This window comes from Micromonospora echinospora, assembly GCF_900091495.1.
In the GTDB taxonomy this organism is placed as follows: domain Bacteria; phylum Actinomycetota; class Actinomycetes; order Mycobacteriales; family Micromonosporaceae; genus Micromonospora; species Micromonospora echinospora.
On the sequence record NZ_LT607413.1, the window covers coordinates 5,954,672 to 5,971,636 of the forward strand.

19 protein-coding genes and 1 riboswitch are annotated in these 16,965 nt (G+C 72.9%); of the genes, 17 read left to right on the forward strand and 2 right to left on the reverse strand.

What is annotated here, in order from left to right:
- Window positions 1-32 precede the first annotated feature (32 nt).
- Window positions 33-914, reverse strand: coding sequence for a universal stress protein (locus tag GA0070618_RS25615; protein ID WP_088983903.1), 882 nt, complete (start codon window positions 912-914; stop codon window positions 33-35).
- 165 nt (window positions 915-1,079) lie between these two features.
- On the opposite strand from GA0070618_RS25615, the gene GA0070618_RS25620 reads away from it, so the two are divergent.
- The 17 genes from GA0070618_RS25620 (at window position 1,080) to gcvP (ending at window position 16,643) form a co-directional block, all read left to right on the forward strand.
- Entirely contained in the window at window positions 1,080-1,826 is a 747-nt protein-coding gene (locus tag GA0070618_RS25620) for an SAM-dependent methyltransferase (RefSeq protein ID WP_088985838.1), read from the forward strand.
- A gap of 72 nt (window positions 1,827-1,898) precedes the next feature.
- A complete protein-coding gene (locus GA0070618_RS25625) occupies window positions 1,899-3,083 on the forward strand; it encodes a PP2C family protein-serine/threonine phosphatase (RefSeq protein ID WP_088985839.1) in 1,185 nt (394 codons plus the stop codon).
- Between the two features lie 48 nt (window positions 3,084-3,131).
- Window positions 3,132-3,605 carry a MarR family transcriptional regulator gene (locus tag GA0070618_RS25630; protein ID WP_088983904.1) on the forward strand — a complete coding sequence of 158 codons (474 nt, stop codon included), beginning with the start codon at window positions 3,132-3,134 and terminating at the stop codon, window positions 3,603-3,605.
- Window positions 3,606-3,909: 304 nt separating this feature from the next.
- The gene (locus GA0070618_RS25635) at window positions 3,910-4,551 is read left to right on the forward strand and encodes a CDP-alcohol phosphatidyltransferase family protein (protein WP_088985840.1); all 642 of its coding nucleotides are present in this window, start codon (window positions 3,910-3,912) and stop codon (window positions 4,549-4,551) included.
- Window positions 4,548-5,519 (forward strand): DUF881 domain-containing protein, encoded by a 972-nt coding sequence (locus tag GA0070618_RS25640; protein ID WP_088983905.1) that lies wholly within the window; start codon window positions 4,548-4,550, stop codon window positions 5,517-5,519. Before GA0070618_RS25635 ends, GA0070618_RS25640 begins: the two co-directional genes overlap by 4 nt.
- Window positions 5,516-5,848 (forward strand): small basic family protein, encoded by a 333-nt coding sequence (locus GA0070618_RS25645; RefSeq protein WP_088983906.1) that lies wholly within the window; start codon window positions 5,516-5,518, stop codon window positions 5,846-5,848. The genes GA0070618_RS25640 and GA0070618_RS25645 overlap by 4 nt, the downstream gene beginning before the upstream one ends.
- 11 nt (window positions 5,849-5,859) lie before the next feature.
- Window positions 5,860-6,810, forward strand: a complete 951-nt coding sequence (locus GA0070618_RS25650) for a DUF881 domain-containing protein (protein ID WP_088983907.1) — start codon at window positions 5,860-5,862, stop codon at window positions 6,808-6,810.
- Between the two features lie 68 nt (window positions 6,811-6,878).
- Entirely contained in the window at window positions 6,879-7,259 is a 381-nt protein-coding gene (gene gcvH, locus GA0070618_RS25655) for a glycine cleavage system protein GcvH (protein ID WP_088983908.1), read from the forward strand.
- 217 nt (window positions 7,260-7,476) lie between these two features.
- Entirely contained in the window at window positions 7,477-7,929 is a 453-nt protein-coding gene (odhI, locus tag GA0070618_RS25660) for an oxoglutarate dehydrogenase inhibitor Odhl (protein ID WP_088983909.1), read from the forward strand.
- A 50-nt stretch (window positions 7,930-7,979) separates the two neighbouring features.
- Entirely contained in the window at window positions 7,980-8,687 is a 708-nt protein-coding gene (ftsR, locus tag GA0070618_RS25665; protein WP_172900417.1) for a transcriptional regulator FtsR, read from the forward strand.
- A gap of 170 nt (window positions 8,688-8,857) precedes the next feature.
- Window positions 8,858-9,322, forward strand: coding sequence for a bifunctional nuclease family protein (locus GA0070618_RS25670; RefSeq protein WP_088983911.1), 465 nt, complete (start codon window positions 8,858-8,860; stop codon window positions 9,320-9,322).
- A 197-nt stretch (window positions 9,323-9,519) separates the two neighbouring features.
- Complete coding sequence (locus GA0070618_RS25675) at window positions 9,520-10,104, forward strand: MerR family transcriptional regulator (protein WP_172900331.1); 585 nt, start codon at window positions 9,520-9,522, stop codon at window positions 10,102-10,104.
- A gap of 194 nt (window positions 10,105-10,298) precedes the next feature.
- Entirely contained in the window at window positions 10,299-10,694 is a 396-nt protein-coding gene (locus GA0070618_RS25680) for a group I truncated hemoglobin (protein WP_088985841.1), read from the forward strand.
- A gap of 2 nt (window positions 10,695-10,696) precedes the next feature.
- Window positions 10,697-11,872, forward strand: a complete 1,176-nt coding sequence (locus GA0070618_RS25685; protein ID WP_088983913.1) for a globin domain-containing protein — start codon at window positions 10,697-10,699, stop codon at window positions 11,870-11,872.
- Window positions 11,869-12,579, forward strand: a complete 711-nt coding sequence (locus tag GA0070618_RS25690; RefSeq protein ID WP_088983914.1) for a DivIVA domain-containing protein — start codon at window positions 11,869-11,871, stop codon at window positions 12,577-12,579. Before GA0070618_RS25685 ends, GA0070618_RS25690 begins: the two co-directional genes overlap by 4 nt.
- A 118-nt stretch (window positions 12,580-12,697) precedes the next feature.
- The gene (locus GA0070618_RS25695; RefSeq protein ID WP_088983915.1) at window positions 12,698-13,546 is read left to right on the forward strand and encodes an NAD-dependent protein deacetylase; all 849 of its coding nucleotides are present in this window, start codon (window positions 12,698-12,700) and stop codon (window positions 13,544-13,546) included.
- Between the two features lie 100 nt (window positions 13,547-13,646).
- A riboswitch (glycine riboswitch) is annotated at window positions 13,647-13,747 on the forward strand.
- A gap of 73 nt (window positions 13,748-13,820) precedes the next feature.
- On the forward strand, window positions 13,821-16,643 hold the full coding sequence (gene gcvP / locus GA0070618_RS25700; protein ID WP_088983916.1) for an aminomethyl-transferring glycine dehydrogenase: 2,823 nt from the start codon (window positions 13,821-13,823) through the stop codon (window positions 16,641-16,643).
- Window positions 16,644-16,758: 115 nt separating this feature from the next.
- Here gcvP and GA0070618_RS25705 read toward each other — a convergent pair whose 3' ends face one another.
- A complete protein-coding gene (locus GA0070618_RS25705; protein WP_088983917.1) occupies window positions 16,759-16,959 on the reverse strand; it encodes a DUF5999 family protein in 201 nt (66 codons plus the stop codon).
- Window positions 16,960-16,965 lie beyond the last annotated feature (6 nt).

Sequence of the window (16,965 nt, forward strand, 5' to 3'; positions counted from 1 at the left end):
ACCGGCCATGCCGTCCGGGCGGGGGCGCGAGGTCAGTGTGGGGCGCGGACCACGACGACCGGGCAGTCGCTGTGGTGCAGCACCGACTGGCTCACCGACCCGAGGAGCAGGCCGGTCAGTTCACCCCGGCCCCGTGCCCCCACCACCAGCAGTTGCGCCTGCCGGGACGCCTCCGTCAACGCCGGGCCGGATCGGGCGTGGACCACCTGCGGGGTCACCGGCACCTGCGGGTGACGTTCGGCCAGTCCGGCCAGGGACTCGGCGAGCACCCGCTCCTCCTCGGCGCGCAGGGTTTCCTCGTCGTGCACCAGGGGTTGCATGTCGCCCGGCCGGGTGGAGACGGGATGCCGGTAGGCGTGCACGGCCAGCAGGCCGGTGCCCCGCCACGCCGCCTGCTCGGCGGCGACCTGCACGGCGAGCCGGGACAGGTCGGAGCCGTCCACCCCGACGGCCACCGGGCCGGTCGTCCGGTCGGCACCCCGGGCCACCAGCACGGGGCAGTCGGCGTACGCGGCGACCTGGATCGCCACGGATCCGACCAGCAGCGAGGTGAACCCGCCCAGGCCCCGGTCGCCGACGACGACCATGGTGGCGGTGAGGGACTCGCCGAGCAGCACCGCGGCGGCGGCGCCGTCGATGATCTCCCCGGTGGTGGGCAGGTCCGCCACGGTCGCCCGGGCCTCGTCGACGGCCTCGCCGACGATCCGGTGGGCCTGCTGCCGTAGTCCGCTGCCGGGTGGTCCGCCGGCCGGTGGGGCGCCGCTGACGCGCAGCAGCGGCCAGATGAACGCGTGCACCACGCGCAGCGGCCGGCCTCGCCGGTCGGCCTCGACGGCGGCCAGGCGTGTCGCGCGCAGTCCCTGCGGCGACCCGTCCACCCCGACCACCACCGCCGCGCCGTCCGCCGAGTTCACCGCCGTGCCCCCTTCCGCGCGCCGTCCGACCCCGGCACGCCGTCGGGGCGCGGCGGGGTCGCCCACCTCGGCCAGTATCACGGCCGGGCCCGGTGCGCCGTGGCGATACCGGTCAGGACGCCGGTCGGTACGCTGTCGGCGACCACTGTGGAGGGGGACGAGACGATGGCCGAGCCGACCGCACCGAGCACCGCCCGGATGATCGACTTCTGGCTCGGTGGGAGCGACCACTTCCCGGTGGACGTGGCCGCCGCGCGCGCCTTCGAGCAGGCGTACGGGCCGTGCGCGCCGGTGTTCCGGTCCCTGCGGGCGTTCCTCGGCCGGGCGGTGCGGCACATTGCCGACGCCGGGGTGGATTCCTTCCTGGTCTTCGGCGCGGGCGTGCCCACCCGCGGCAACGTCCACGAGATCGTGCCGGAGGCGAGCGTCCTCTACACCGACGTGGATCCGGTGGCCGTCGAGATCGGCCAGCGCATGCTCGCCGGCCACGACCGGGTGGGCTACGGCTTCGTCGACGCCACCGACGTCGGCGGCATCGACCCGGTGTTGCGGCAGCGGTACCTGCCCGGCTGGGGTGAGCGGCCGGTGGGGTTGGTCTTCCTCGGGCTGGCCGCGTTCCTCGACGACGACACCCTGGCCCGCACCCTCGACGACCTGTACGAGGCGGTGGCGCCGGGCAGCCGGCTCGCCGTCGACTTCGACACCGAGGAACTCGCCGGCCACCCGGAGGCCCTGGCGATGATGGGCCCGGCGTTCCGGATGCGGCCCCCGGAGTCGTTCGCCGGCCTGCTGGGGCGGTGGCAGCCGACCGCCGACGGGATCGTGCCGGTGGCCCGGTGGCGGCCGGACGGCGACCCTGTGGCGGTGCCCGACGCGTTCTACGGGGCGGTGGCGGTCAAGCCCGCCGGGTGACCGCGGGCGAAGCGCCCGGGACGTCCTCCGTATGCTTGCTTGCCGTACGGCAACAGTTTCTCGGAGGAACCCATGCCGCAGGCGCCCGCACCGGTGTCGCGCGCGTTACGACAGGCCCCACCCGACCGGCTGGTGGAGGTCGCCGACCGGCTTGTCCGCTCGTCGACCGGCGCCCTGCGGACGGACGTCTTCATCGCCGACTACCGGATCACCGGCCTGTGGCCGGTGCTCGATCCGACGCTGTCCGGCGTCGGCCCGCTGCACGGCAAGGGCGGCGCTCCCCGCTGCTTCCGCAGCCAGCAGCCGGTCGTCGACGACGCCGGGGAGGGCCGCTGCCAGCTGTGGCTGCCTCTGACGGTGTGGGGGGAACGGCTCGGGGTGCTGCTGGTGGAGCTGGCCGAGCCGCCGGGACCGGACCTGCTCGCCTGGACCGGTGAGGTCGCCGGGGACCTGGCGGTGGCGTTGCGGGCCGCCGACCGGGAGACCGACCGGTACCGCCGGGTGCGGCGGCGGGAGCGGCTGACGCTGGCCGCCGAGATGCAGTGGGACCTGCTGCCCGGACGCAGCCTCGACCATTCCGCGTTCCTGCTGGCCGGGCAGCTCGAACCGGCGTACTCCGTCGGCGGGGACCACTTCGACTGGTCGTTGGACGCCGACCGGCTGACCGTGACGGTGCTCAACGGCACGGGCAGTGGCCTGCCCGCCGCCCTGCTGACCTCGGTGACCGTGAACGCGATGCGTAACGCCCGCCGCTCCGGCGGGAGCCTCGTCGAGCAGGCCGAACTGGCCTCCGACACGCTCTTCTACCAGCACCGGGGCAGCCGGCACGTGGCCACCCTGCTGCTGGAGGTGGACGTGCCCACCGGGCGGGTGCGGGCCGTCGACGCCGGCTCGCCGCATCTGCTGCGGGCCCGCGCCGGAGTGGTGCAGCGGATCCCGCTGGAGCAGCAGCTGCCCCTGGGCATGTTCCCCGACACCCGCTACGACGTGCAGGAGTTCGACCTGGAACCGGGGGACCGGCTGTTCGCGGTCAGCGACGGGGTCTACGCGGCGGAGCCGGACGGCGCGGAGCCGTACGGGCGTCGGGCGATGACCCGCGCGATGCGGTCGACACGGCTGCAACCGGCGGCCGAGGCGGTTGGTACGGTGATGCGCGAACTGCACGCCTACCACGCTGACGCCGATCTGCGCGATGATGCGGTGGTCGTGTGCCTCGACTGGCGGGGAATCCCACGCCGGGACGGGCGGGAGCAGTAGCCGAACGTGTGGGAGCGACCCGCACGGGACAATCGCAGGGGACATCGGGTGGAGCGACCTCCGAATCTGGCCGCGGCGGTCGAGGCTGCGGCCGGGGCTCTCGTCGGTGTGCTGGAGTCGGCCGCTTCCCGACACAGTGTGTCGGTGCCGCCGACCCAGCTGCGTGTGCTGTCGATCATCACGGAGCGGCCGGGGACCAACGTCAACCGGTTGGCCGAGCTGCTCGACGTCGTGCCGTCGTCGGCGAGCCGGCTCTGTGACCGGCTGGAGGCGACCGGGCTGGTGCGTCGGGTGGCCGACCCCCGGGACCGCCGTGAGGTGCACCTGGTGCCGACCCCGGCGGCGGAGGACCTGCTGCGGGAGATCAAGGAACGGCGGCACCGGGCGGTGCAGGCGGTCCTGGACCGGATGCCGAGCAGGGCGCAGCACGAGCTGCTGCTGGCCCTGCTGGCGTTCGGGCAGGCGGCGGCGCTCGGTGAACCGGTTCCCGCGCAGCGCGACCCGGCGGCCCGGACGGCCTGACCGGCCCCGCGCCCCATCCCGTCATCCTAGGACGGCCGAGAGAGGGTGTCGTCGGACGCCCCATCCCTCGGCGGACCCCACCGCACACCCCGCTCCAACGACCGGCACCACGGGCGGGAGACGGGGGCCGGATATAGTGGCACCGCGAATCAGCGGCCCATGATCACCACGGGCCCGGGTTCACGTCAGCGCCCCCGAGACGGGGCAGAGGGTGCCGGCGACCGCCGGCCCGGCAGCGGGCACGTCCCGCCGCAGCGCCCCGACCACCGGCCGGGCGTCGGACCGTGTCGCGGAGGGAGGTTCGGTGTCGCGTCGGCAGGACAGGGCGGGGCAGGACCAGCCCTCCGGGGACACCGTCGACCGGTCGACGGACGTCGGCTCGCGGGTGTGGACCCTGCCGAACCTGATCAGCTTCGTCCGGCTGCTCGGGGTGCCGCTCTTCCTCTACCTGTTCCTCGCCGTCGAAGCCGACGTCGCCGCGATCGTGGTGCTGGCCATCGGCGGCACCACCGACTGGGTCGACGGATGGGTGGCCCGCCGGCTGCGTCAGGTGAGCCGGCTGGGGGAGCTGCTCGACCCGTTCGCCGACCGTCTCTACATCCTCGCCACCCTGCTCGCGTTCACCGCGCGGGAGGTGGTGCCGTGGCAGTTCACCGCCGCGCTGCTCGGCCGGGAACTGCTGCTGCTCGGCGCCCTCGCGGTGCTGCGCCGCCACGGCTACGGCCCACCGCCGGTGCACTACGTGGGCAAGACGGCCACGTTCGTGCTGCTGGCCGCCTTCCCGATCCTGCTGCTGGCGGCGACCACCGCGGACGTGGCGACGGCCGCCGCCGCGATCGGTTGGGGTCTGGCCTGGTGGGGTTTGGTGCTCTACTGGGTGGCCGGGGCGTTCTACGTGGTGCAGGCCGGTCAGCTGGTGCGGCGCAGTCGCGGAGCCGGGGCATGACCGACACCCCACGCGACGGGGGCGAGCGCCACCGGCATGACAGCGCCGGCCGTGGTGACCGGGTCTTCGCGCCGGACTTCCTCACCGAGCTGTTCCGTAACCCCCTCGACCACGGTTACGCCGACGCGGCGGCCCGACGACGGGTGGACCCGCCGTCGCCGGCCCGGGTCCGCTCGGGGCGGGCGGTCAGTGCGGTGGTGCTGGTGGCGTTGGGGTTCCTGTTCGCGGTGGCGTACCGGCAGACCGTGGCGGAGGAACCCGACCGCAGTCAGGCCCGGTCGGGGCTGGTGAGCCAGATCCGGGAGCGGCAGGAGGAGACCGACCGGTTGACCCTGCGCGCCGAGCAGCTGCGCGAGGAGGTCACCCGGCAGCGGGACGCGGCGTTGACCCGTAGCGCCGCCGCCCGGCTGCGGGACCTGGAGGCGACGACCGGGCTGGGCCGGGTCCGGGGCGACGGTGTGGTGGTGCAGCTGGCCGACGCCTCCGGCAACCAGGACGCGGTCACCGGCGCCGGTGGTCCCGGCCCGGGTCGGGTGCTGTACCGGGACCTGCAACTGGTGGCGAACGCGTTGTGGGCGGCGGGCGCGGAGGCGATCGCGGTCAACGACCAGCGGCTGACGTCGACGTCGACGATCCGTTCGGCCGGCGAGGCGATCCTGGTGGACTTCCGGCCGGTGACGGGTCCGTACCGGGTGTCGGCGATCGGGCCGGACGACATGCGCCGCCGGTTCGAGGCGAGCACCGCCGCGGCGCTGCTGCGGCGGGTCGCCGACGAGACCGGGTTGTCGTTCGGGTCGCGGGAGGCCGAGGACCTGACGTTGCCGGAGGCGGCCACCGACTCGCAGTTGCGCTTCGCCACTCCGCCGCCGTCGCCGTCCCCGTCGTCGCCGGCGGCGGGTTCTTCCAGTGTTCCCCGGCCGTCCGGGTCGGGAACGTCGTCTCCCAGCCCCTCCGGAGGTGGCCGATGATCGCGGTGTTGGCGTTGATCGCCGGTGTGGTGCTCGGGGTGTACCTGGACCCCACCGTTCCCGCCGGCCTGCAGCCGTATCTGCCGATCGCCGTGGTAGCGGCGTTGGACGCGGTCTTCGGCGGGGTGCGCGCGAAGCTGGACCGGATCTTCGACGACAAGCAGTTCGTCGTGTCGTTCATCTCCAACGTGCTGGTCGCCGGGTTGATCGTGTATCTGGGTGACCAGTTGGGTGTGGGCGGTCAGCTCTCCACCGGGGTGGTGGTCGTGCTGGGCGTGCGGATCTTCGGAAACGTGGCGGCGATCCGCCGGCACCTGTTCCGGGCGTAGGTTGGTGGGCGATGAGCGACGAGCAGAGCGACACCGGCACCGGGTGGCCCGAGCCGACCGGGCCGTCCCGGCCCACCGGTCCGGCGGCGGAGCCGGATCCGCGTCCCGACGCCCCCGATCCGGACGAGACCGCGCCGCTGCGGGGCGAACCGCGCCGCGAGGAGCCCGGCCCCGACGGCGGTCGTCCCGACGGTGACGAGGCGACCGTCGACCTGACCCGGCAGGCCACGGCCGGTGAGGACGCGCCGCCGGCCGCGCCGGCGAAGAAGCGGATGAGCTCCGCGTCGGTGATGATCGCGGTGCTGTTGGCACTGCTGGGCTTCACCCTGGTGGTGCAGTTGAAGACCACGTCGACCGATCCGACCCTGTCGGCGGCCCGCCAGGAGGACCTGGTGCGGATCCTCTCCGACCTGGACGCCCGGGAGAACCGGCTGCGGCAGGACATCGCCGAGCTGGAGGAGAGCCAGCGGCAGCTGGCCTCGGGCGCGCAGGGGCGGGAGGCGGCGTTGGAGGAGGCCGCGCGGCGCGCCGACGAGCTGGGCATCCTGGCGGGGACGTTACCGGCGACCGGGCCGGGGCTGACGGTCCGGATCAGCGGCGGGGGCAAGTCGATCCCGGCGAGTCGGATCCTCGACGCGGTGCAGGAGCTGCGGGGCGCGGGCGCGGAGGCGATGCAGATCTCCGGTGGGGTCGGGTCGCCGGCCCGGATCATCGCGTCGACGTACTTCCTCGACGGTGAGGGCGGTGGCTTGGTCGTCGACGGCCGGCGGATGACCGGGCCGTATGCGATCACGGTGATCGGTGATCCGGCGACGATGCGAACCGCCTTGAACATTCCCGGCGGGGTGGCCGCATCGATCAGGGGTGACGGCGGTAACGTGAGCTTTGAGGATCGTGAGGTTGCCGAGGTTTCGGCGCTGCACGAACCGATCACGTTGGAACACGCCCGTCCGGTCTCCTGACCGGTGGGTGGCGCCGGGTTCACCCCCGGCGCGCCGATTGGTCAGCACGAGGACGAAGGACGCGTCTGGTGATTCCTGAGGACCTGCGATACACCGCCGAGCACGAGTGGGTGGCGGGTGACGGCAGCGGCCCGGTCCGGGTCGGCATCACCCACTATGCCCAGGACGCGTTGGGTGACATCGTGTACGTCCAGTTGCCGGACGAGGGTGCGGTGGTGGCGGCCGGTGATCCACTGGGCGAGATCGAGTCGACCAAGAGCGTGTCGGAGATCTACGCACCGGTGAGCGGGACGGTGACGGCGCGCAACGAGGCGCTCGGCGACACCCCCGAGGTGATCAACACCGACCCGTACGGTGCGGGTTGGTTGTTGGAGATCCGGCCGGACGATCCGGGTGCGGTGGCGGGTCTGCTGGCCCCGGCCGCGTACCAGGATCTCATCGGGGGCTGAGTCCTCTGATCCGGATCGTGCGGTGTTCCCGCGCGTCCGGTTGCCCTGCATTTCGGCGCTGGCTAGGCTCGCCCAGTCGACCGAGAAACCAAATAGTTGAGCGTCGTGGAGAATTGCCTTCCCGGGCCCGGGGAGCCAGCCGCCGGGTGTTCCTGAGCCCGGCGGCCAACACCGGTCTCCACCCGACGCCGACCGAACAGATCCGTGAGGTGGTCCCATGACGCGCCCAGACGACGAGTTCCCCCCACTCGACGTCACGTCGACGCTCAATCTCGGTTCGCTCGACGAAGTTCTCGAGGGTCCGGACACCGACGTGGTGCCGAGCCGGATGTCCGGTTCACTGCCGCCGGGTATGGCGTTGCTGGTGGTCCGTCGCGGTCCGAACGCCGGCGCCCGGTTCCTGCTGGATCACGACGTGACGACGAGTGGCCGGCACCCGGACAGTGACATCTTCCTCGACGACGTGACGGTGTCCCGGCGGCACGCCGAGTTCCACCGCGACAGCGGCACGTTCACCGTGCGGGACGTGGGGAGCCTGAACGGCACGTACGTCAACCGGGAGCGGGTGGAGGCGGCGACGCTGAGCAACGGTGACGAGGTGCAGATCGGTAAGTTCCGGGTCGTGTTCATCGCCGGTCCGCGCCCGGAGGAGGAGGCCGGCCGGGGGTGAACGAGCCTGCGGCCTCCATGCCGCCCGGGGCGGCCCGGTCCCAACCGCTGATGAGCATCGGCGAGGTACTGGCCCAGTTGCGGGTGGAGTTTCCCGACACCACGATTTCGAAGCTGCGGTTCCTCGAGGCCGAGGGCCTGGTGGAGCCGCAGCGCACACCGGCGGGTTATCGGAAGTACAGCTGGGACGACGTGGCCCGGCTGCGGTTCGTGCTGACGGCGCAGCGGGATCAGTACCTGCCCTTGCGGGTGATCCGTGAGCAGTTGGCCGAGTGGGACTCCTCGCCGGACGGCGCGGGCCGGCCGCGACCGACGTTGGTCGCGGTGGGCCCGGGCGGTGAGGTGCCCCACCGCGCGCCGGCGGATCCGGAGCAGGTCGAGTCCGCGTCGGTGCGGCTGAGCCGCACCGACCTGGTGGCCCGCAGCGGGATCGAGGAGTCCACCCTGGGTGAGCTGGAACGGCTCGGTGTGGTGGTGTCGAGTCCGCCCGGCTGGTACGACGGGGACGCTCTGATCATCGCGCGGGCGGTGGCGGGGCTGGCGGCGTACGGGCTGGAGCCCCGGCATCTGCGGGCCTTCCGGACGGCGGCGGACCGGGAAGCGGGTTTGTTCGCGCAGTTGCTGTTGCCGTTGGCGCGGCAGAGCGATCCGGCGGCGCGGGCCCGGGCGGCGGAGACCGCCCGGGAGTTGGTGGCGTTGTCGCAGCAGTTGCACGCGGCGTTGGTCCGGGTGGGGCTGCGGTCGACGCTGGGTCGCTGAGGGATGGCGGCAGAGATCTGCTCCAGGGAGCGTGCCGTAGGCTTCCTGGGGTAATCCCTCCCCGGTGCGGGTGCGGCGGGCGTGGTGCGCGCGGGACGCTCGTCTCGGGGTCCGTGTACCGTGCAGGGAAGGTGCGGTGCGGCGTAGGTGACAACGACACGGAGGCGGCGGTGCGCGAGCTGAGCGTGGTCGGAGTTCGGGTGGAGCTGCCCACCAATCAGCCGATCGTCCTGCTCAGAGAGGTTGAGGGGGACCGCTACCTGCCGATCTGGATCGGCGCGGTCGAGGCGACGGCGATCGCCTACGAGCAGCAGGGCGTCAAGACGGCCCGGCCGTTGACGCACGACCTGCTGCGCGACGTGCTGGCGGCGTTGAAGGCGCCGTTGCGGGCGGTGGAGATCACCGAACTGAAGGAGAACGTCTTCTACGCCGATCTGCTGATCGGTGACGGGGTGCGGGTGTCGGCGCGGCCGAGCGACTCGATCGCGTTGGCGTTGCGGGTCGGCGCGCCGATTCGTTGTGCCGAGCAGGTCCTCAGCGAGGCGGGGATCGTGATTCCCGACGAGCAGGAGGACGAGGTGGAGAAGTTCCGGGAGTTCCTGGAGCAGGTCCGTCCGGAGGACTTCGCCGGCTGAGCCGGTCGGAACCGGGGGTGTTCCCGCCGAGTGTCGGTGGAGTTGCCCGTCGTCACGGTCCGTGATATGTGGGTGATCGTTCGGCGTGTCGCGACGCGCGTGCCCGGTAACGTCTGAACCCCGCTATAAGGTTGCCGTGTCGAGGGGTGCACGTCCCGGAAACGACGTGTCACCGCACGGGCGGGGAGGTTGTCGGGATGCACGGGCCGCGAGATTCAGATCCGGGTACGGCGTCGCAGGGCCTCGGTGAGGTGTCGCCACCGCTGGCGACGGAGGGTGACGACTCGGTGGGCTACCGGGGTGTGACCGCCTGCGCGGCGGTGGGCATCAGCTACCGGCAGTTGGACTACTGGGCCCGCACGATGCTGGTGGTGCCGAGCGTGCGGGACGCGTCGGGTTCGGGGACGCAGCGGCTCTACTCCTTCCGCGACCTGGTGGTGTTGAAGGTCGTGAAGCGGTTGCTGGACGCCGGGGTGTCCCTGCAGAACATCCGGAAGGCGATCGAGGCGTTGCGGTCGCGTGGGGTCGGTGACCTGGCGGGCATCACGTTGATCTCCGACGGGACGACGGTGTACGAGTGTCGTTCCCCGGAGGAGGTGGTCGACCTGTTGCAGGGCGGCCAGGGGGTGTTCGGCATCGCGATCGGTGGCGCCTTCAAGGAGATCCAGGGGTCGTTGTCGCACCTGCCGGCGGAGCCGGCGGTGCCCGGGCCGGCGGAGCCGACGGAACCGGCGGCGGGTGACGAACTGGCCGCGCGGCGGGCCCGACGTCGAGCCGGTTGACGGGTCCACAGGGCCCGGACCTCCCGGGACGGGAGAAGAGGGAAGCCGACAGGGTGGGCGCGGGTCGTCCGGGCGGACACGCTATGGTCCGTCACACGGTCAGCCGGCGAGGTCCGAACGGGTCATGCCAGCTGGCCGCCCGTTGGTCCGCGTTGCCCTTCGCGTGGATCCCCTCCCTTCTGGAAGGATTGACCGTGACGGTTACCGAGCAGTCCGTTCCCTCGCACTACGACCGCATCGGCGGCGCGGCGGCCGTCAAGGCCGCCGTCGAGGTGTTCTACGACCGGGTCCTCGCCGACCCGGAGCTGGCCGGCTACTTCGCCGACATCGACATGGTGGGGCAGCGCCGGCACCTGGCGTTGATGCTGACCGTCGTCCTGGGTGGCCCGAACGAGTACACCGGCCGGGGACTGGCCGAGGCACACCAGCCGCTGGGCATCCCCCAGGCGCACTACGAACTCGTCGGCGCGCACCTGCTGGCCACGTTGACGCAGCTGGGTGTGCCGGAGGACGTGCAGGACCACGTGCGGGCGGTGCTGGCTCAGGTGCAGGACCAGGTGGTGGCCAGCGGATCCCGTCCGGGCGTCTGAGCGTGGACGTCGCACGGCTCAAGCAGAGCTGGAACCTGGTCGCCGCGCACGGCGACCAGGTTCCGCTCTACTTCTACTCCGCACTGTTCCTGTCCCATCCCGAGACCCGGCAGATGTTCCCGACGAACATGGCCGGTCAGCGTGACCGGCTGGTGACCGCGCTGGGCCACATCGTGTCCAACGTGGACCAGGTGGACCGGTTGACCGGGTTCCTGCGGGACCTCGGCGCGGACCACCGGAAGTTCGCGGTCCGCCCGGAGCACTATCCGGCGGTGGGTGAGGCGTTGCTGACCACCCTGCGGCACTTCCTCGGTGACCAGTGGACCGAGGAGCTGGCCCGGGACTGGGCGGGCGCCTACCAGTTGGTGTCCCAGGTGATGATCGACGCGGCGCAGGAGGCGGAGCAGGTCAACCCACCGTGGTGGGTGGCGGAGATCGTCGGGCACGAACGGCGCACCTTCGACGTGGCGGTCCTGACGTTGCGTCCGCAGTATCTGCTGCCGTTCACGCCGGGCCAGTCGATCGGGGTGTCCCATCCGGCGGTGCGGGCCTGGCGGTACTACTCCCCGGCGAACGCGCCCCGCCCGGACGGCACCATCGAGTTGCACGTGCGGGCCGCCCCGGGCGGGGCGGTGAGTTCCCGCCTGGTGTACGGGTGCGCTGTGGGCGACCAGATCCACCTGGCGGCTCCGGTGGGGGACCGGTTGACGCTCTGGGCGGCAGGTGGAGCTGACCTGCTGCTGCTGGCGTCCGGCACCGGCTGGGCGCCGGTCAAGGCCCTGGTGGAGCAGGTGGCCGCGGAGGGCTCCCACCGGCGGGTCGACCTGTACCTTGGCGCGCGGTCGCGGATGGAGTTCTACGACACCGACACGGTCGACAAGCTCACGGCGGCGTACCCGTGGCTGACGGTGACGCCCGTGGTGGGCGTCGACCCGCGGCGGCCGGGGGAGCTGATCTACCCGGTGGACCGGGCGGTCGCCGACGGTGACTGGCGGTCCCGGCACGTGTACGTGTGTGGTTCGGACGAGATGGTGGGGCGTACGGTGCAGACCCTGTCGCGGGCCGGCTTCCACGCCGGTCAGGTGCACCACGAGGGACTGGGCCGGTACTGGTACGGCCCGGCGTGGCGCACGGCGGTGGAGTCGTCGCCCCAGGACGATTCCGGAGGTGCCCGGTGAACGCGACCCCGATCGGCAGCTACGAGGGTGTGCCGGTGCCCGCGAGCGGGCAGCAGGTGCGGTTGACCGCGGACCGGGTGCGGCGGTGGGAGTTCGGGACGGCGTCGTTCACCCGTCGCGGCTACGACCACCAGGACGTGGACCGGTTCCGGGTGCAGGTCGCCGACGAGTTGGACCTGCTGTCCGCGCAGCTCGCGCACCTGCGCGCGGAGAACGAGCGACTCAACGACCGGGTGGAGCTGCACCGGCACGGGGTGATCCCGAGCGCCGGGCCGTCGGCGCCGGCGGCCAAGGAGGTGAACCTGCTCTCGGCGGCGCAGCGCGAGGCGGAGCAGATCATCGCCCAGGCGCACGACTACGCCCGGCGGGTCGCCGAGTACGCGCGGATGCAGTACGAGAGCTACGTGCAGGCCGCCGCGGAGGAGGCCCGGCAGGAGGCGGAGCGGGCGGTGCAGGACTACCGCCGTACGGCCGGGCCGGAGTTCGACGACTCGGTGGCCACCCGGGAGGCCCTGCGGATCTACGGCGAGATGATGATCTCGCACATGCAGGCGGCGGCCCGGCAGCTCGACGACGGCAGCAGCCAGTTGGCCCGGACGATGGACCGGCTGGTGGGGGCGGCCGGGGTGGGACCGGCGGTGACCGCCCCGGGGGGCGCCGCCGCGTTGCCGCGGCAGCAGCAACCGCCTCCTCCGCCGCACCGGTGACGCGCGGGGGTCGACCCGGACGCGGGTCGGCCCCCGCTCTGGGGTGTCGTCGCCCCCGCAGCGGCGTGGGCCGGTGGTCGGGTCGCCGCAGGCGGGCCGGCTGAGGCAGCATGGACGGGTGACGCAGCAGGTCGACGCGGTGGCGGAGCTGGTGGCCGCCGGTGGTGTGGTGGTGCTCAGCGGCGCGGGCCTGTCCACCGAGTCGGGGATCCCCGACTACCGGGGCCCCAGCGGGGTGGCGCGCCGGCACACCCCGATGACGTACCAGACGTTCACCGGCGACGCCGCCGCGCGGCGGCGCTACTGGGCGCGTAGCCACCTGGGGTGGCGGCTGATCGTCCGGGCCGCGCCGAACGACGGGCACCGGGCGGTGGCCCGGTTGCAGCACGCGGGGCTGGTGGACGCGGTGATCACCCAGAACGTCGACGGCCTGCACACCGCGGCGGGCAGCGCCCGGGTGGTGGAGCTGCACGGCCGCCTCGACGAGGTGGTCTGCCTGGACTGCGGGAACCTCACCTCGCGGGAGGAACTGGACCGGCGGCTCCGCGAGGCGAACCCGGGTTTCGACGCCGCGGTCACGGCGGTCAACCCGGACGGTGACGTGGACCTTCCCGACGCGGCGGTGGCCGCGTTCCGGGTGGTGGACTGCGCGTTCTGCCGTACCGGCATGCTCAAACCGGATGTGGTGTTCTTCGGCGAGACGGTGCCGGCGTCCCGGGTGGCCCGCTGTTTCGACCTGGTGGAACGGGCCCGGCTGCTGCTGGTGCTCGGGTCGTCGTTGACGGTGATGTCGGGTCGCCGGTTCGTGTTGCGGGCGGCGAAACGGGGCGTTCCGGTGGTGATCGTCAACCAGGGGCCCACCCGGGGCGACGGGTACGCGGCGCTGACGGTCGACGCGCCGCTGGGCCGGTTCCTGCCCGCCCTGACCGACCGGCTGGTCGCCGCGCCGGTCGACGTGGTGTCCTGATCCGTCGCTCGGTGTCCTGATTCTCGGCCGGTGTCCTGATCACCGCGTGGGGTACGCCACCGCCGGACATCGCCGACGCTGGTAGCGTGGACCATGCCGTACCACCCACGGGGGAGAGACCGCACGGGCGACGTCCCGCGGCGGCGCCGAAGGGGCAACCCCTCCCCGGAACCTCTCAGGCAAAAGGACCTCGTGGGCAGGCACTGTGGAGCGCTGTGCGGGCGCGACAGAGGGGGAGGCCGATCCGTCGACCTGGCCCCCGGGAGCACAGCCCATGACCGTAGAGCAGTTCGCCGCCCGTCACATCGGCCCCGACCCGGACAGTGAGCGCCGGATGTTGGAGACGGTGGGTTACGGGTCCGTCGAGGAGTTGATGGACGCGGCGATCCCCGAGGTGATCCGCTGGCACGGCACCCTGGACCTGCCGGCCCCGGCCAGCGAGCGGGAGGCGATCGCCGAGCTACGGGCCCTCGCCGCGCGGAACACCGTCGCGGTGTCGATGATCGGGCTGGGTTACCACGGCACGCACACCCCGGCGGTGATCCGCCGTAACGTGCTGGAGAACCCGGCCTGGTACACCGCCTACACCCCGTACCAGCCGGAGATCAGCCAGGGCCGGCTGGAGGCGCTGCTGAACTTCCAGACCATGGTGACCGACCTGACCGGCCTGGCCACCGCGAACGCCTCGATGCTCGACGAGGGCACCGCCGCGGCGGAGGCGATGACCCTGGCCCGCCGTGCCACGAAGACGAAGAGCAACGTGTACGTGGTCGACGCGGACACCCTGCCGCAGACCGTCGCGGTGATCGCCGGCCGGGCCGAGCCGCTCGGCATCGAGGTGCGGGTCGTCGACGTCGACGCCGACGAGCTGCCGGCGGAGTTCTTCGGCCTGCACCTGCAGTACCCGGGGGCGTCCGGGACGGTCCGCGACCACGCCCCCCTGGTGGCGGCGGCGCACGCCGCCGGTGCCCTCGTCACGGTCGCGGCGGACCTGCTGGCGTTGACGGTGCTGCGCGCGCCGGGGCAGATCGACGCGGACATCGCCGCCGGCACCACCCAGCGGTTCGGGGTGCCGATGGGCTTCGGTGGCCCGCACGCCGGCTACCTGGCGGTCCGTTCCGGGCTGGAGCGGATGCTGCCGGGTCGCCTGGTGGGGGTGTCGAAGGACGCCGCCGGGAACCGGGCGTACCGGCTGGCGTTGCAGACCCGCGAGCAGCACATCCGCCGGGAGAAGGCGACCAGTAACATCTGCACCGCGCAGGTGCTGCTGGCGGTGATGGCCGGCATGTACGCCGTCTACCACGGCCCGGACGGGTTGCGGGAGATCGCGACGCGGACCCACGGCATGGCGGCGCGGCTGGCGGCCGGGTTGCGGGCCGGTGGGGTGGCCGTGGCGGACGTGCCGTTCTTCGACACGGTGTGCGCGCACGTGCCGGGCCGGGCCGCGCAGGTGGTCGACGCGGCCGCCGCGCGCGGGGTGAACCTGCGTCTGGTCGACGCCGACCGGGTGGGGATCGCCTGCGACGAGACGACCACCGTCGCGCACCTGGAGACGGTGTGGGCGGCGTTCGGGGTGGAGTCGTTCACCGGCGCGGTGGACGCGGCGCTGCCGGCCGCGCTGGCGCGTACCGGTGACTTCCTCACCCACCCGGTGTTCCACCGCCACCACTCGGAGACGGCGATGCTGCGCTACCTGCGTCGTCTCGCGGACTTCGACTACGCCCTGGACCGGGGCATGATCCCGTTGGGGTCGTGCACGATGAAGCTGAACGCCACCACCGAGATGGAGCCGGTGAGCTGGCCGGAGTTCGCCCACGTGCACCCGTTCGCGCCTCAGGCGCAGACCGCCGGGTACCGCGACCTGGTCACCCAGTTGGAGGGGTGGCTGGCGGAGGTGACCGGCTACGACGCGGTCAGCGTGCAGCCCAACGCCGGTTCGCAGGGGGAACTGGCGGGGCTGCTGGCGATCCGCTCCTACCACCGCAGTCGGGGCGAGGGGCACCGGGACGTGTGCCTGATCCCGTCGTCGGCGCACGGCACGAACGCGGCGAGCGCGGTGATGGCCGGGATGCGCGTGGTGGTGGTCGGCTGCGACGCCGACGGCAACGTCGACCTCGTCGACCTCGACGCGAAGATCGACAAGCACCGGGACGCCCTCGCGGCGATCATGGTGACGTACCCGTCGACGCACGGGGTGTACGAGACGGGCATCGCGCAGCTCTGCGCGAAGGTCCACGACGCCGGCGGTCAGGTGTACGTCGACGGGGCGAACCTCAACGCCCTGGTCGGCTACGCCAAGCCGGGCCGGTTCGGGGCGGACGTGTCACACCTGAACCTGCACAAGACGTTCTGTATCCCGCACGGTGGCGGCGGCCCGGGGGTCGGGCCGGTGGCGGTGCGGGCGCACCTGGCGCCGTTCCTGCCCGGTGACCCGGTCGGTGGGCACGACGCCGACCGGCCGGCGGTGTCGGCGGCCCGGTACGGGTCGGCGGGGATCCTGCCGATCCCGTGGGCGTACCTGCGGATGATGGGCGCCGAGGGGCTGACCCGGGCGACCGGGGTGGCGGTTCTGGCGGCGAACTACGTGGCGGTGCGGCTGCGCGGCCACTACCCGGTGCTGTACGCCGGTAACAAGGGCCTGGTGGCGCACGAGTGCATCCTGGATCTGCGGCCGTTGACGAGGACGACCGGGGTGAGCGTGGACGACGTGGCCAAGCGGCTCATCGACTACGGCTTCCATGCGCCGACGATGTCGTTCCCGGTGGCGGGGACGCTGATGGTGGAGCCCACCGAGAGCGAGGACCTGGCCGAGCTGGACCGGTTCTGCGACGCGATGATCGCCATCCGGGCGGAGATCGACCGGGTCGGGTCGGGGGAGTGGCCGGCGGGGGACAACCCGCTGTCGAACGCCCCGCACACCGCGGCGATGGTGTCGGCCGACGAGTGGCCGCACCCGTACCCGCGGTCGGTGGGCGCGTACCCGGCCGGGGTGGACCGGATGGGCCGGTACTGGCCGCCGGTGCGGCGCATCGACGGCGCGTACGGCGACCGGAACCTGGTGTGCTCGTGTCCCGCGCCGGAGGCGTTCGCCGAGTGAAGCCGCGCCCGGGGCGGTGGTGACGCCGCCGCCCCGGGCGGCGTGGCGCGTGTCCCGGGGGTCTAGCCTGGACCAGCGCGGACGTCGCCGGGCGGCGGACGCGGGGGTGTCGCCGTCAGGCGGCGAGCGCGTGGCGGGCGGGTCCGCGGTGCGGGGCGATCGTACGGCCGTCGGGGAGCAGTTCGCCGGTGTCCTCGAAGACGATCACCCCGTTGCAGAGCAGGCTCCAGCCCTGCTCGGGGAAACAGGCGAGGATCCGGGCGGCTTCCCGGTCGGTCGCCTCAGCGGAGGGGCAGGTGGGTTGGTGCTGGCACATCGGGTT

Bases quoted from the DNA above. Each gene is read 5' to 3' on its own strand.
- GA0070618_RS25620 (WP_088985838.1), top strand. From the start codon at position 1,080: ATGGCCGAGCCGACCGCACCGAGCACCGCCCGGATGATCGACTTCTGG.
- GA0070618_RS25625 (WP_088985839.1), top strand. From the start codon at position 1,899: ATGCCGCAGGCGCCCGCACCGGTGTCGCGCGCGTTACGACAGGCCCCA.
- GA0070618_RS25640 (WP_088983905.1), top strand. From the start codon at position 4,548: ATGACCGACACCCCACGCGACGGGGGCGAGCGCCACCGGCATGACAGC.
- GA0070618_RS25645 (WP_088983906.1), top strand. From the start codon at position 5,516: ATGATCGCGGTGTTGGCGTTGATCGCCGGTGTGGTGCTCGGGGTGTAC.
- GA0070618_RS25650 (WP_088983907.1), top strand. From the start codon at position 5,860: ATGAGCGACGAGCAGAGCGACACCGGCACCGGGTGGCCCGAGCCGACC.
- odhI (WP_088983909.1), top strand. From the start codon at position 7,477: ATGACGCGCCCAGACGACGAGTTCCCCCCACTCGACGTCACGTCGACG.
- ftsR (WP_172900417.1), top strand. From the start codon at position 7,980: ATGAGCATCGGCGAGGTACTGGCCCAGTTGCGGGTGGAGTTTCCCGAC.
- GA0070618_RS25675 (WP_172900331.1), top strand. From the start codon at position 9,520: ATGCACGGGCCGCGAGATTCAGATCCGGGTACGGCGTCGCAGGGCCTC.
- gcvP (WP_088983916.1), top strand. From the start codon at position 13,821: ATGACCGTAGAGCAGTTCGCCGCCCGTCACATCGGCCCCGACCCGGAC.
- GA0070618_RS25705 (WP_088983917.1), bottom strand. From the start codon at position 16,959: ATGTGCCAGCACCAACCCACCTGCCCCTCCGCTGAGGCGACCGACCGG.